We start from the raw sequence: 13,170 nt of genomic DNA, 5'->3' as shown, positions 1-13,170 counted from the left end.
TCTTTCATGGAGCGGGTGGTAGTAAGACTGGACGAACTTGAGGAGGAAAAAGAAGAAATTGTATGGCTCATCGAGGCAAGAATATTTGCCAGAAACGAGAAAGAAGCCGAACTTTTTGTAAGAGCCCTTGAAGACAAGGGTTTCCATGTTGAAACCAGGCATGTGATATTCGAGTACTAAGACCTCGGATTGCAGCTTCGAAGTTTGTGTGTCTCGCCTTAGTCCTTGTATTGTACACCTATTCTTTGAACCAGCAAAGTATTTATCAATCATTCATAAACATGCAGTTTCATGGAAACCCTGATGGAGATTGCAAAGAGAGGCAACGCTCCCGAATGGTTGCATGAAGTTGCACGTTTCGAAGGTATTGAGCTGAATTTACTTATCAGGCTCATTGCTCGAGGAGAGGTAGTAATTCCTAAGAACGTTAACCGTGATAGCATACCAAAGGCCATAGGCCGCTTTATGCGCACCAAGATTAATGCAAATGTTGGCACGTCAATAGACTACGTTAACGTTGACGAAGAAGTCGAAAAGGCTGTTGTTGCCCAGAAACATGGTGCAGACGCTATCATGGATCTCTCAACAGGGGGAAATATAGACGAGATAAGAAAGAAGATAATGAAAGCCATCGATGTGCCCTTTGGCACAGTCCCCATCTATCAGGCCGCCCGAAGTGCGGGCGTTGTTGTTGATATGGATGAAGATGATTTCTTTAAAGCTGTGGAAAAGCAGGCAAAGGATGGCGTCGATTTTATGACCATACACGCAGGCGTTAACTGGACGAGCGTCGAGAGGCTCAAGAGGAGTAACAGGCTGCTGGGTGTTGTTAGCAGAGGCGGGGCAATAACAATTGGCTGGATGCTTCACAACGAGAAGGAGAACCCCTACTACGAAAACTTTGACTACCTCCTCGAGATTCTGAAGGAGTACGATGTAACCATTAGCCTTGGTGATGCGTTCAGACCGGGATGCATCCACGACGCAAGCGACCGCGTTAAGTTCACCGAGTTCATACTCCTCGGTGAACTCGTGGAGAAATGCAGAAATGCTGGCGTGCAGGCGATGGTTGAGGGGCCAGGACATGTGCCAATCGATGAGATCGAAACGTCGGTTAAGGCCATGAAGTACGTAACCGATAACGCTCCATTATACCTCCTTGGCCCTCTTGTTACCGATATTGCCGCTGGTTATGATCATATCGCAGCGGCTATAGGTGCCGCCGTTGCAGGGATGTATGGGGCTGACTTAATTTGCTACGTCACTCCTTCCGAACACCTCGCACTGCCTACAGTTGAAGACGTCAGAGAGGGCGTTATAGCTGCAAAGATTGCCGCCCATGCAGCTGATCTTGTCAAGGAGGGGCAGAGGGAGAGAGCAAGGAGAGTAGATTACGAGATGTCCCTCGCAAGGAAGAACCTCGACTGGGAAAAGCAGTTTAAACTTGCTATCGATTCTGAGAAGGCCAGAAAGATATGGGAAAGCCGGAAATCGAACAGCGAAGCGTGCAGCATGTGTGGGGATCTGTGTGCAATAAAGCTCGTGAAGGAGGCGCTTGAGGAGTGGAAAGGTGTTTAATTCGATGGTGGTTGGAAATCTCAAGATTTACGGGAGTATCGGATTAAAGAGGACATCAATAATTTTTGCAATACCGGGGACGAACGGATAAAGTAAAAGGGACGACTAAAGCAGTTCCATTGCTTTTTCGAGCAGTTTCTCACCCTCCTCAAACTTCCTCACTGCCTCCATCAGCATATCCGAAACTTCCGGATTTTCTCCTTTTATCCGCTCTGCCCATTCCACATACTTTGCCGTGTGCTCCCTGCTGTGTTCTATCCAGTGCTCGAGCAGGTGCTTTAGCTTTTCAGCTTCGGACATGAATACAGGAGGGTCAATTCGGTATAAATATGTTTTCGGAGTTATTACTTTTTGTTATTTTTCAACGATTTACCCGAGCAGAGCAATACTGGTAGCTTCCTATAAATTTATCAGATTTAATAATTATACTTATTAATCATGATATTTAAATTTGAATAAAGTATTTTAATTAGTTAATTTACAAAACTAATATTTTTTCGAAAAGCTTAAAAACTTTAACTTAAACTACCATGATTAATAGTTTAATTTGGGGGATACCTATGATAGAAGTAGGCTTTTACGGAAGTGGAGATCCACGTGCAATAGAAATCCTCAGTGCCGCAGCTCTCAGAGAGGGAAAATTCTGTCAAGGCTTTGTATCTGACAACCTATCCTTCTGTAGAATTGACAGAAGACCTATCAGAGTAAGAAGCATAAATTGCAAACCTGATATTGCTATCCTCCAGGATGAGACATACATGTACAGCACAGATGTCGAAGACGCTGGAATTATTTTCGTTGACTCCTCCAGTCCCTCAGAGGATTTCTCGTTTGCTGACGTACCTGTTAAAACTGTAGATGCTACAGGGCATATATTCAGCTCACTCCAGTTACTTTTCAGCGATTCACACAACATACCAGACTGCTTTCACGTTAGAAGGTATGAAGACATGGAATTTGTCTTCAAACTCCTTGCAAAACCTTTTGTCAACACGGTTATGCTTGGCGCGGTAGCTGCCCTTGGTGTTCTTTCCATACAATCCATAACGGATGCAATAACCGAAAAGTACAATGATATTGCTGAAGGGGTCGCCGCCGCAACATGGAGAATTTACGAAGAATTTGCCCATAAGTGGCCTGTCGAACAAAATGCACGAGCACTTGCACGTGACTACAGAATTGAGCAGGTTTTTGCCTGAACCCTTTGTTAATTATAAATAATTATCTTTATTATTCGTTACTTTTTAATCTTTATTGTTATATTTTAATTAATAGGATGTGAAAATCTACACTACTATCGAAAAATTTAAGAGTCGTCATGTATCGAATTACAATAATTAATAGTTAAGTTTGGTGGTTCACCATGCTAGAGGTAAGATTCCACGGGAGAGGGGGACAGGGGAGCGTTACCGCAGCCGAGGTTCTCGCTATCGCTGCGTTTAAAGATGGTAAGTACAGCCAGGCTTTTCCAATATTCGGCGTTGAACGAAGAGGGGCTCCAGTTCAGGCCTTCTGCCGAATCGACGAAAAGCCAATCAAGCAGAGATGCCAGGTTTACGAACCCGACCTCGTCGTTGTGCAGGATGCGACGCTAATGTCAGACGTGGACGTCACTGCTGGACTTAAGGAAGGCGGGATTCTTTTGATAAATTCTGCAAAGTCCCCCGAGGAGTTTGGTATCAATTCCAACACAACCGTTAAGACAATCGATGCTACTCGTCTCGCCCTTGAAACCCTCGGAAGACCGATAGTCAACACAGTCATGCTTGGGGCACTTGCAAAGCTGGGGATCGTTTCTCTAAACTCTATTGTCGAGGCAGTTGGCGAGAAGTTTGGCTGCAAACTTGCTGAGAAGAATATTCTCGCTGTAAAAAAGGCCTTTGAGGAGTTGCCCATATGAGGCCTGGAGGTGTTACCAGCCCGGGCACCACGCTCGAGAACAAGACGGGAGCATGGAGGAATTTCAGGCCGGTGCATGACAACATGAAGTGCAAGAGATGCTGCGAACCCGTCGCAATTGGAAGGCTCGAGAGGTTCGTTGCGGACTGGGAGCTTGAAAAAGGGTTGAGGATTCCCGAGAAGGCTCCACCAACGGGGAAGAGAGTTGCTGTCGTTGGGAGCGGACCCGCTGGCCTTACAGTTGCTGCCGAACTTGCAAAGCGTGGCCACGACGTGACGATTTTCGAAACGCTACACAAGCCTGGCGGGGTGCTCGTTTACGGAATTCCCGAATTTCGCCTGCCCAAGAGGATAGTCGAGGCAGAGGTCGAGTATGTAAAGCAGCTTGGAGTGAAAATTGTCACCGATGTTGTTATCGGTAAAACTCTGACAGTCGATGATTTGCTTGAGGAATACGATGCTGTCTTCCTTGGCACCGGAGCAGGTCTGCCGAGCTTTCTTGGCATCCCAGGTGAAAATCTGAGCGGCATATACTCAGCCAATGAGTTTCTGATCCGCATCAACCTGATGAAAGCCTACGCGTTTCCTGAATACGATACGCCAATCAAGGTTGGTAAGCGCGTTGCTGTCATAGGCGGTGGAAACGTCGCAATGGATGCCGCAAGATGCGCGCTGAGGCTTGGGGCCGAGGAGGTCTACATAGTCTACAGGCGAAGCGAGGAGGAAATGCCTGCAAGGCAGGAAGAAATCGAGAGAGCGAAGGAGGAAGGAATAAAGTTCCTCACGCTGACGCAGCCGATTCGCTTCATTGGTGAGGAGAGAGTTGAACAGATGGAATGCATCCGCATGAGGCTTGGAGAGCCTGACGAGAGCGGAAGGCGCAGACCTGTACCCATTGAGGGCAGCAACTTCACCATGCCAGTTGACCAGGTGATTATCGCCATTGGCCAGAAGCCCAATCCGCTTGTGATGCGCACCACGAAGGGGCTTGTGGTGGACAAACGCAGGGGGATCATAATTGCGGACAGCTACGGCAGAACAAGCAAGGACAGGGTTTTTGCTGGTGGCGATGTTACAACCGGAGCTGCAACGGTCATAGCTGCAATGGGTGCAGGCAAGAGGGCTGCTGAGGCGATAGACCGGATTTTGAGAGGTGATTGAATGGCTGTCATACTCGAAAAGGTTGAGCTTGCTGAAAACATCAAGGAGATTGTTGTTGACGCGCCCATTATCGCAAAGAAGGCCGAGCCTGGCCAGTTCGTGATCGTCGTTGTTGACGAGAGGGGTGAACGTATACCGCTAACGATAGCTGATTACGACAGAAAAGCCGGAACGATTACAATCGTTTTCCTCGAAATCGGAAAAACAACAATGAAACTCGGGAGGCTTGGTGTGGGCGACGAGATGGCCCATATTGCCGGCCCTCTTGGAAACCCGTCAGAGATTCCCGAGAACGAAACGATTGTCTTTGTCGGTGGAGGTGTTGGAATCGCTGCAGTCTATCCGATTGCAAGAAAGGCAAAACAGGCCGGAAACGAAGTCATATCCATAATAGGGGCAAGGAGCAAGAACTTACTCATCTGGGAGGACAGGATGCGTGCAGTCAGCGACGAACTCATAGTGACGACGGATGATGGTTCCTACGGTAGAAAAGGGGTCGTTACCGAGCCGCTGAAGGAAATACTCGAAAATGGCAGGAAGGTGGACAGGGTCGTTACCGTTGGCCCGGCAATTATGATGAAGTTCGTCGCTTTAACGACAAAGCCCTACGGAGTGAAGACCATTGCGAGCCTGAACCCAATAATGGTTGACGGTTCGGGAATGTGCGGTGCATGCAGGGTTGAGGTTGGGGGAGAGACGAAGTTTGCGTGCGTTGACGGCCCGGAATTTGATGCTCACCAGGTTGATTTTGATCTGCTCATCAAAAGGCTCGGCACGTACAGAGAGGAGGAAGAACTCGCGAAAAGGCTGTTTTTAGAGGAAATCGGAGGGTGTGGGGAATGCAGAAGCCACTCCTGAAGGAATATCAGAAAAAGAAGACACCAATGCCTGAAAGGTCTCCGGAGGAAAGGATAAGAGACTTCGAGGAGGTTGCCCTCGGCTACACGTACGAGCAGGCTGTGCAGGAAGCGAAGCGCTGTCTGCGCTGTCTCGAACCGGGCTGTATTTCAGGCTGTCCGGTGGAAATAGACATCCCCGGCTTCATAGCGTGCATAGTTGAAGGAGACTTAGAGAGGGCTGCAAAGATACTCAGAGAGAAGAACGCGCTGCCAGCGATATGCGGTAGAGTCTGTCCTCAAGAAACGCAGTGCGAGATCAGGTGCGTCGAATGCGGGATCTGCTGGATGTATTGCCCGGAGGGATGCATGGTTCTCAACGAGGAGGGTTTCTTCGAGCCAGACTATGACTACTGCAAGGGATGCGGAATCTGCGCTGAGGTATGTCCCCTCGGAGCGATAACCATGGAGGTTGAGGTTAAATGAAATACGTCGTTCAGGAAGGCTCGCATTCCATTGCTGAGGCTGTTGCGCTCTGCAGGCCTGACGTCATTGCTGCATTCCCCATAACCCCTCAGACTCACATCGTGGAGAGGCTGGCAGAACTCGTTGCGAACGGGACTCTCGATGCAGAGTTCGTTAACGTTGAGTCCGAACATTCTGCTCTATCCCTCATCGCCGGAGCAGAGGCGTGCGGGATGAGAACATATACCGCCACGTCATCTCAAGGCCTGGCTTTGATGCACGAGGTTCTGCATGCCGTCTCCGGAATGAGACTGCCGGTGGTTATGACCGTTGCAAACAGGGCTTTGAGTGCCCCGCTGAACATCTGGAACGATCACTCCGATTCCATGTCCCAGCGGGACACATCCTGGATGCAGTTCTACGCAGAATCGGTTCAGGAAGCCGTGGATCTCACGATACAGGCTTATAGAATAGCGGAGAGCAGCGACGTCATGCTGCCGGCGATGATCTGCATGGATGGTTATGTCCTCACGCATACGTATGAGCCGGTCATCCTGCCAGATCGGGCGCTCGTGGATGAATTCCTGCCGCCGTACGAGCCCGAGTACAGGCTTGATCCTGAGAATCCCATGACGTTCGGAGTCTACGCTCTGCCGAGTGACTACATGGAGTTCAAGTGGGAACAGCAGAAGGCAATGGAGAACGCCAAGCGACGGATTATCAGAGCCAACAGAGAGTACAGAAAGATGTTTGGAAGAACCTACGGCAACGGTCTGATTGAAACTTACAACATGGATGGCGCAGAAGTAGCCCTGATTGCCATGGGCTCCATATGTGGTACGATAAAGGAGGCGATAGAGCACATGAATGGTGTTGGACTCGTAAGGCTCCGCACGTACCGCCCGTTTCCGTTTGATGAGCTGAGAAATACGCTGAAAGACGTTGAAACTGTGGTGGTGATAGACAGAGCATTCAGTTACGGATTTGAGGGCCCGCTTTTCAGCGAAGTCAAAGCTGCATTATACACGATGGATTCCAGACCAAAGGTCTGCAACTTCGTCGTGGGCCTCGGAGGAAGGGATACCCGTATTGCAGACGTCGAAGAGATTGTTGAGAAGGCAAAGAAGCTTGAAGGAGGTGAAGTCGTGTGGTTCAAGTTAAGGGCTTAACCAATAGCGTAGCGGGGATGCCCGCAGAAGAACTGCTCGCTCCAGGCCATACCGCATGCCCGGGCTGCGGACAGACTCTCGCAGTGAGGATAGCCCTGAAAGCCATAGGGCGAAACGCCATCGCATGCATGGCAACCGGATGCCTTGAGGTCTCGACGGGGTTGTACAACCGCTCTGCCTGGCGCATTCCGTGTATCCACATGCTTTTCGAGAATGCTGCTGCCGTCGCTTCTGGTATTGAGAGGGCCGTTAAGAGGATGGGTAAAGATACAAAGGTCGTCGTGTTTGCGGGAGACGGAGGAACGATAGACATAGGTTTCGGTGCCCTTTCCGGCATGCTCGAGAGGGGACACAACGTCATCTACATCTGCTTGGACAACGAGGCTTACATGAACACTGGCGTGCAGCGCAGCGGAGCCACACCATACGCGGCACACACAACCACCTCGCCCAGCGGAGAGGTGAGCATTGGAAACCCACGGCCTAAAAAAGATGCGCCCTGGATTGTTGCGGCACACCACATCCCCTACGTCGCAACAGCCTCATCTTCGTACCCCAAAGACCTCTTCAGGAAGGTGAAGAGGGCGTGTGAGGTTGATGGGCCAGCGTACATTCAGGTTCACGTGCCATGTCCCACCGGATGGGGATACGACACGTCAAAAACCGTTGAGGTTGGCAGACTTGCCGTCGAAACTGCCCTCTGGGTCAACTACGAGGTTGTTGATGATGAGGTAACGAACGTCATGAAGATCGGGAAGAGGAAGCCTGTGGAGGAATACTTAAAAATGCAGAAAAGGTTCAGACACCTCTTTGCAAGCGAGGAAGGTAGAAAGGAAATCGAGCGAATTCAGGCTATCGCAGACTACAACGCCAGAAAATTTGGGCTTGACGAGATGTTATAAAGGAATGTTTCCGTGCTTTCTCCTCTTTTGCTTTCTCTCAAGTACCCTTAGAGCCGAGGCTATCCTGATTCTCGTGTACTGAGGGTCTATGACGTCGTCAACGTAGCCCCTCGCTGCAGCTCTCGTGGGATTCGCGAACCTCCGCCTGTATTCCTCGACCATCTTTTCCCTCATCTCTTCCGGATTCTTCGAAGATTCGATCTCCCTCCTGAAAATTATCTCTGCTGCTCCTTCGGGCCCCATCACGGCTATTTCGGCCGTTGGGAATGCGTATACAATGTCAGCCCCAAGGTGCTTGCTCCCCATGGCTATGTATGCCCCTCCGTACGCTTTTCTTACTACTACCGTTATCAATGGTACGCTTGCCTCGCTGTACGCATAGATTATCTTTGCACCGTGCCTGATCACGCCCCTGTACTCCTGCTCCACCCCCGGTAGAAACCCCGGAACGTCAACGAGCGTTATCAGAGGGATGTTGAACGCATCGCAGAACCGTATGAACCTCGCAATCTTGTCGCTTGCATCTACATCGAGGCAGCCAGCATAAAACCACGGGTTGTTTGCAACTATACCGACGCTTTTGCCATCGATGCGTGCAAAGCCAACAGTGGCGTTTGGCGCAAATTGGGGCTGGATTTCGAAAAACTCTCCGTTGTCAACCACGGCTTTTATCAACATCCTCACGTCATAGGGCTTCCGCTGATCCTCGGGCACTATTTCGTAAATTTCAGGGGTTTTTCTCATGGGATCGTCGCCGGTATTCACTACAGGCGGGTACTCACCGCTGTTGAGGGGCAGGTAGCTCAGCAGCTTCCTGACGAGTTGAAGTGCTTTCACATCGTTGTCAGCGACGAGATGGCAGTTACCGCTCCTCGCTGCGTGGACTTCCCATCCTCCAAGTTCGGAGTAGCTGACATCCTCGCCCGTTACGGCCTTTATGACCTTGGGGCCGGTTACGAACATGTGGCAGCTCCTGTTCTTCGTCATTATTACGAAGTCTCCGAGAGCCGGGCTGTAAACAGCTCCACCAGCGCACGGCCCCATTATCACGTTAATCTGAGGTATTCTGCCGCTCGCCTCGACGTTTCTCCTGAATATCTCTCCGTAGCTCTTAAGCGAGTCTACACCCTCGTGAATTCTCGCTCCCCCGCTGTCACAGAGCCCTATGACAGGAATCCCAGCATCGAGTGCAAAGTCGAGAAGTCTTGCGATCTTCAAGCCGTGCATCTCGCCCAAACTACCTCCAAGTACCGTGAAATCCTGGGCGTAGACACAAACCGGTCTGCCATCCACCGTTCCATATCCCGTGATAACACCGTCTGCTGGCAGTCCGTCAAGTCCGAAGTCCTTATTCCTGCTTTCCACAAAGGGTTGCAGTTCGACGAAGCTGTTCTCGTCGAGCAGACACTCCACTCTTTCCCTTGCTGTCAGCTTCCCGCTCTTTCTTAACTTCTCGATTTTCTCCTGCCCGCCCATCTCGAGGATTTTTCTCCTCCTACTCTCCACTTCTTTAAGAGCGTTAATCATGGAAAATCACCATTCTATGAGGTTTATACCCCACGCAAGCCCCCCACCAAAACCGATAAGGGCTACAATATCTCCTCTTCTCACCTTTCCTCGCTTAACAGCATCGTCAAGCGTGATGGGTATCGATGCACTTGCAGTGTTGCCATACTCCTCGATGGTGGTGTGAGTTTTATCCTCCGGAATTCCAAGAGTCTTCATAATCTCCCGAATTATCCTGAGGTTCGCCTGATGGAAGATGAAGAAATCGCAATCCTCGATTTCCATTTTCGCCCTGCCGAAGGCTTTCTTTATCTCCTTGGGAACGAACTTCGTGGCGAAGTCCCAGACACCCCTGCCGTCCATTTTGAACGTGTGGAGTTTCGCATTGACGGTTTCAACACTCGCCGGATACATCGCTCCTCCGCCTGGAATCTGTATGATGTTGAAGCCAGTTCCGTCGCTCCTGAGGTAGTTGAAAAAGACGCCCCTGTTACCGTCTTCGAGCAGAACCGCTCCAGCCCCATCACCAAAAATGACACACGTACGCCTGTCTGAAAAGTCGAGAAATCTTGAATATGCCTCAGCAGCAACAACGAGTGCGTTACTGCATTCGTTCCCAACGAATTTTGACGCTACAGCCAGCGCGTAGTTAAAGCCTGAACAGAAGTTCATGACGTCGAAGGCCGCAGCATTTACAGCCCCCAACTTGCCCTGCAGAATGCACGCTGTTGATGGAGCAATCATGTCTGGTGTTGTTGTTGCGAGTATTATCAGCTCTACATCCTCTGGCTTAACTCCAGCCTTCCTCAACGCATCCCTTGCCGCGTAGGCAGCAAGATCAGACGTCGTTTGATCGGCTCGCAAAAACCTCCTCTTTTTGATTCCGAGTTTTGTTCTGATCCACTCATCTGACGTGTCGAGAGTTTGTTCGAATTCTTTATTGGTTATGACATTCTCAGGCAGGTACGAGCCTGTGGATGTCACTGTAGCCATAAATGGTAATAATACATCAAAATATTTAAAATTAACTAATCGACGAATAACTTACTCGACAAATAACGAATTACGAATATGGCTACTCACCCTCAACTTCAATTTTCAGACTTCAATCCTTCGAGAAAACGCAGCATGTTTCGCCAGTGGCTGCCCATCCAGTATAACTTCCTGCACTTCTCGCAGTACCACAGCTCGTACCTCTCGAGTATGTCATCTCCGAGTTTTTCTCTTTCAACTACTTCTCTCGCCTCCTCTTTGGTGGGTTTTCGCAGCAAAGCGTTGCAGACGCTACACCTGTTCATTACCGGCTCGAACTTTACGCCCAGCGCCATCACTTCCTTCATCTGCCCTGCAACGCTGTTGGATTTTATAAGGAGAGCACGCCTTCCAGCTGAAATGGCTCTCCTGTACAGTTCTCTGTCCTTCGTTAGTAGAATTCTGTCCTTATGGTTGTGAACCATGTACGTGTCCTCGTTCCCATCTACTTCAATACTGCCAACGTACAGCGTGTCATAGCCAGCTATTCTCAACCACGTTGCGAGTTTTCCGAGCATTCTGTCGCATATGAACTTTAATTCCCCCTTTCCGCTCTCTTCACTCCTCAAACCTCAGCCACCACCTGTGATCAGAGCTCTTTATTGATTCAGCCAGCTTTTTCGCAGCCTCGCTTTTGAACTCGAGTCCTTCTGCGTACTTCATGGCAGATGGATAGACTTCAGCATATTCCTTTGCCTGCAGCAAAAGCTCAAGCCTGTCAGCATCTTTAACGAAATCACCAAGCTCATCCATCATTTCTTCAATTTCCTTCCGCATATGTGCTGGCAGAAGCTCGAGCTGTTCCTTCAGGACTTCTTCGGAGTTAAAGCTAACATATCTCCTTGACAGCTTGTGCAAGTCGAGTGTTCGACTTTCGTGGAAGTCGTGAATCAGCGCGAGAAATGCGGCCTTACTTGCCTTTGACGAGTCAGACGTTTCGAGGTAGGTGATTATATACGCAATCAGGGCAGTTCTGAAGGTATGTTCTGCGACGCTTTCGGGATACTTTATCCCAATCTTGAACCAGCCGGAACGTGGTACGAGCTTCAACATGCCTGCTTCGAAAAGAAATTTAGTAATATCTTCCATATTTGGATGTCGCTGCCGGCGTATTAAGCCTTTATTGCGAAACATTATTCAACTTGTAGAGACACCTAACAACAAATGAGCGTTGAAGAGATAGAAATACTGCGAGATAGAGCTGAAAAATTCTTAAGGAACGGGGAATATTTGCTGCACAGCGGAGTGTTTGATCTTGCAGCTTTTAATATTCAGCAATTCGTTGAACTCTATCTAAAATACAAACTATTCCTTCTGGCCGGAGATTACCCCAAAACACACTCTATAAAGAAATTACTCAAAGAAATTGGAAAAATTACAGGAAAGCTCGAAAAAATACGGGCGTTCATGGAGGAGAATATAGATGGTATATCCAATCTTGAGAACGCATACATTACCTCTCGTTACATTCCGAGTGAATTCGAAAGAAAAGAGGTCGAAAACATGCTCGATTTAGCTAAACGAATTAGAGAGCTGGTTGATGGGTTATGAATCTAATGGATGCTGTTAGAGAGATAGCCCAAGAGGAGAGAAAATACTTTGAAAACTACATGGAATACGCCCAGAAGATAAAGAAGGTGGCAGAAGGCTCGCTCGGCAAAGCAGATGTTTATGTCTTCGGTTCAGTTGTTGAAGGCAGACATACGCCTGCCAGTGACATAGATATTCTCATAGTCTCAGAAAACACCCCAAAGAGCCAGTGGGAGCGGGGCAGGATAAGAGCCAAGATTATGAAGGCTATAGATGTATTTGCACCCTTCGAAATTCATATTGTCACGCCAAAGGAATTCGAGTGGTACAGGAGGTTTATACAAAAGATGAGGAAGGTTTAGAATTACAACCCCACCTATTGGTCCACTTCAACAACTGTTCCAATACCCTCAACGTCCCCCTTCAGAGCCTTCTCGATGTTTTCAGGTTCACCAAGAAAGATCACTGTTCTGATGCCACTCCTTTCAATTACCTTCGCTGCAAGCAGGTCGATGACGTTGCTGCTCCCGGCCTTAGTCTCTCCCACCGAAACAATCCTGACAAGTTCTTTTGCCGTAATTCGGTCATATCTTACTGCGTTCGGATCTTTTCGTGGATCTGCTGAGTAAACTCCATCAACTGACGTGGCGTTGAGCAGAACATCGGCGTTTACGAACTCAGCAAGCAGCGCGGCGGTAGCGTCGGTAGTGTGGCCTGGAAACGTTCCACCCATCACCACCACAGAATGGCTCAGGGACAGCTCGTACGCTTGCCTGAAATCCTCTGGAACGACCTTGGGTGCCTGCTTTATGGCCGATGCGAGGAGCATTGCGTTTAATCTTGTAACACCTATGCCGAGGTAATCGCAGAACGTTTCGTCCGCGCCGAGACTTCTTGCCGTCGATATGTAGTTCCTGGCAACCCTTCCTCCACCAACCACAACGAGAATCGTGTGCTTGGATGCGAGCTTCTCGATTACACTGGCGTAGGCCTTTATTCGATCAGCGTTAAAGTCCTGCATCACCATTGAACCGCCCAGTGACAGTACTACTCTCATCGCCTTGGAGTTTGGACTGGCAAAATATAAGTCTG

17 protein-coding genes and 1 pseudogene are annotated in these 13,170 nt (G+C 49.2%); 12 read left to right on the top strand and 6 right to left on the bottom strand.

Annotation, left to right across the window (positions count from 1 at the left end; translation table 11 throughout):
• The first annotated feature begins 6 nt into the window (after positions 1-6).
• The gene (locus ARCVE_RS11285; protein WP_013683493.1) at positions 7-180 is read left to right on the top strand and encodes a hypothetical protein; all 174 of its coding nucleotides are present in this window, start codon (positions 7-9) and stop codon (positions 178-180) included.
• Between the two features lie 111 nt (positions 181-291).
• Positions 292-1,578, top strand: coding sequence for a phosphomethylpyrimidine synthase (thiC, locus tag ARCVE_RS03950; protein WP_013683492.1), 1,287 nt, complete (start codon positions 292-294; stop codon positions 1,576-1,578).
• A gap of 105 nt (positions 1,579-1,683) precedes the next feature.
• On the opposite strand, the gene ARCVE_RS03945 is transcribed toward thiC, so the two are convergent.
• Positions 1,684-1,878: a hypothetical protein gene (locus ARCVE_RS03945; protein ID WP_013683491.1), complete on the bottom strand. Its 195-nt coding sequence runs from the start codon at positions 1,876-1,878 to the stop codon at positions 1,684-1,686.
• A gap of 260 nt (positions 1,879-2,138) precedes the next feature.
• Here ARCVE_RS03945 and ARCVE_RS03940 point away from each other — a divergent pair, with 260 nt between their 5' ends.
• The 8 genes and pseudogenes from ARCVE_RS03940 to porB all read left to right on the top strand — a co-directional run bounded on the left by ARCVE_RS03940 (position 2,139) and on the right by porB (position 8,010).
• Entirely contained in the window at positions 2,139-2,777 is a 639-nt protein-coding gene (locus ARCVE_RS03940; RefSeq protein ID WP_013683490.1) for a 2-oxoacid:acceptor oxidoreductase family protein, read from the top strand.
• A gap of 164 nt (positions 2,778-2,941) precedes the next feature.
• Positions 2,942-3,478, top strand: a complete 537-nt coding sequence (locus ARCVE_RS03935) for a pyruvate ferredoxin oxidoreductase subunit gamma (protein WP_013683489.1) — start codon at positions 2,942-2,944, stop codon at positions 3,476-3,478.
• The gene (gene gltA, locus ARCVE_RS03930; RefSeq protein ID WP_013683488.1) at positions 3,475-4,638 is read left to right on the top strand and encodes an NADPH-dependent glutamate synthase; all 1,164 of its coding nucleotides are present in this window, start codon (positions 3,475-3,477) and stop codon (positions 4,636-4,638) included. The genes ARCVE_RS03935 and gltA overlap by 4 nt, the downstream gene beginning before the upstream one ends.
• Positions 4,639-5,496, top strand: a complete 858-nt coding sequence (locus ARCVE_RS03925; protein WP_013683487.1) for a sulfide/dihydroorotate dehydrogenase-like FAD/NAD-binding protein — start codon at positions 4,639-4,641, stop codon at positions 5,494-5,496. It begins immediately after the preceding gene.
• A pseudogene (locus ARCVE_RS03920) lies at positions 5,478-5,804 on the top strand (hypothetical protein); the annotation flags it as partial. The gene ARCVE_RS03925 and the pseudogene ARCVE_RS03920, both read left to right, overlap by 19 nt.
• The gene (locus tag ARCVE_RS11780) at positions 5,793-5,960 is read left to right on the top strand and encodes a 4Fe-4S binding protein (RefSeq protein WP_394295112.1); all 168 of its coding nucleotides are present in this window, start codon (positions 5,793-5,795) and stop codon (positions 5,958-5,960) included. The pseudogene ARCVE_RS03920 and the gene ARCVE_RS11780, both read left to right, overlap by 12 nt.
• The gene (gene porA / locus ARCVE_RS03915; protein ID WP_013683485.1) at positions 5,957-7,108 is read left to right on the top strand and encodes a 2-ketoisovalerate ferredoxin oxidoreductase subunit alpha; all 1,152 of its coding nucleotides are present in this window, start codon (positions 5,957-5,959) and stop codon (positions 7,106-7,108) included. The genes ARCVE_RS11780 and porA overlap by 4 nt, the downstream gene beginning before the upstream one ends.
• Positions 7,087-8,010 (top strand): pyruvate synthase subunit PorB, encoded by a 924-nt coding sequence (porB, locus tag ARCVE_RS03910; RefSeq protein ID WP_013683484.1) that lies wholly within the window; start codon positions 7,087-7,089, stop codon positions 8,008-8,010. The genes porA and porB overlap by 22 nt, the downstream gene beginning before the upstream one ends.
• Here porB and ARCVE_RS03905 read toward each other — a convergent pair.
• From ARCVE_RS03905 to ARCVE_RS03890, 4 genes are all read right to left on the bottom strand, one after another.
• A complete protein-coding gene (locus ARCVE_RS03905) occupies positions 8,005-9,537 on the bottom strand; it encodes an acyl-CoA carboxylase subunit beta (protein ID WP_013683483.1) in 1,533 nt (510 codons plus the stop codon). The genes porB and ARCVE_RS03905 overlap by 6 nt on opposite strands.
• 6 nt (positions 9,538-9,543) lie before the next feature.
• The gene (locus ARCVE_RS03900; RefSeq protein WP_013683482.1) at positions 9,544-10,509 is read right to left on the bottom strand and encodes a 3-oxoacyl-ACP synthase III family protein; all 966 of its coding nucleotides are present in this window, start codon (positions 10,507-10,509) and stop codon (positions 9,544-9,546) included.
• A 98-nt stretch (positions 10,510-10,607) separates the two neighbouring features.
• The gene (locus ARCVE_RS03895) at positions 10,608-11,117 is read right to left on the bottom strand and encodes a Mut7-C RNAse domain-containing protein (RefSeq protein WP_013683481.1); all 510 of its coding nucleotides are present in this window, start codon (positions 11,115-11,117) and stop codon (positions 10,608-10,610) included.
• A complete protein-coding gene (locus tag ARCVE_RS03890; RefSeq protein ID WP_013683480.1) occupies positions 11,107-11,637 on the bottom strand; it encodes an HD domain-containing protein in 531 nt (176 codons plus the stop codon). The genes ARCVE_RS03895 and ARCVE_RS03890 overlap by 11 nt, the downstream gene beginning before the upstream one ends.
• Positions 11,638-11,712: 75 nt before the next feature.
• Here ARCVE_RS03890 and ARCVE_RS03885 point away from each other — a divergent pair, with 75 nt between their 5' ends.
• The gene (locus ARCVE_RS03885; RefSeq protein WP_013683479.1) at positions 11,713-12,099 is read left to right on the top strand and encodes a HEPN domain-containing protein; all 387 of its coding nucleotides are present in this window, start codon (positions 11,713-11,715) and stop codon (positions 12,097-12,099) included.
• Positions 12,096-12,440, top strand: a complete 345-nt coding sequence (locus ARCVE_RS03880) for a nucleotidyltransferase domain-containing protein (protein ID WP_013683478.1) — start codon at positions 12,096-12,098, stop codon at positions 12,438-12,440. The genes ARCVE_RS03885 and ARCVE_RS03880 overlap by 4 nt, the downstream gene beginning before the upstream one ends.
• 14 nt (positions 12,441-12,454) lie before the next feature.
• Here the strand turns inward: ARCVE_RS03880 and pyrH are convergent, their stop codons facing one another.
• Positions 12,455-13,135, bottom strand: coding sequence for a UMP kinase (gene pyrH / locus ARCVE_RS03875; protein WP_013683477.1), 681 nt, complete (start codon positions 13,133-13,135; stop codon positions 12,455-12,457).
• Positions 13,136-13,170: the final 35 nt, after the last annotated feature.

This window comes from Archaeoglobus veneficus SNP6 (assembly GCF_000194625.1).
Classification (GTDB): Archaea; Halobacteriota; Archaeoglobi; order Archaeoglobales; family Archaeoglobaceae; genus Archaeoglobus_C; species Archaeoglobus_C veneficus.
This window is presented reverse-complemented; position numbering and strand designations above follow the sequence as displayed.